Annotated in this window: 1 protein-coding gene; it reads left to right on the plus strand. The window is 26.4% G+C overall.

The window, feature by feature from the left end; genetic code table 11:
- Nucleotides 1-103: 103 nt before the first annotated feature.
- Nucleotides 104-413 (plus strand): site-specific integrase (locus KI369_RS27445; RefSeq protein WP_212958758.1); only part of this gene is annotated, 310 nt, incomplete at its 3' end.

Here is a 413-nt window from a genome sequence, read left to right on the forward strand (position 1 = left end):
TACCACAATAAATTATGTATTTATTGTGGTATAATTAGAATTATAAAATTTTATATAAAAATTTTTGTTTAATATTTAATTCTATAAAAGGTTGTGTTTAAATTTGAATATTATAAATTACGAACATAATAACCAAATTGTAAAATCAAAATCAGATTTTTTTGATAGCAGTCATTTTGAAAAAATTATGGGTTTGGGTATCCGTAATATTGACTACTCCCAATTAAGTGAAGAATCATTAGTTTATTTATTTTTACACGATGAGCCTTCTTTAACGAAAAAAAGAAGTGAGCGAACAAAACAACAGTATCTGCACGATCTTTCTCATTTTCTTCGCTACATAAAAGAAGCAATCGGAACCATCCAGGAGTTATCCCATAATGACGTGGAAATCTACTTCTATGAATTAAGTA

This window comes from Bacillus sanguinis (assembly GCF_018332475.1).
In the GTDB taxonomy this organism is placed as follows: Bacteria; Bacillota; Bacilli; order Bacillales; family Bacillaceae_G; genus Bacillus_A; species Bacillus_A sanguinis.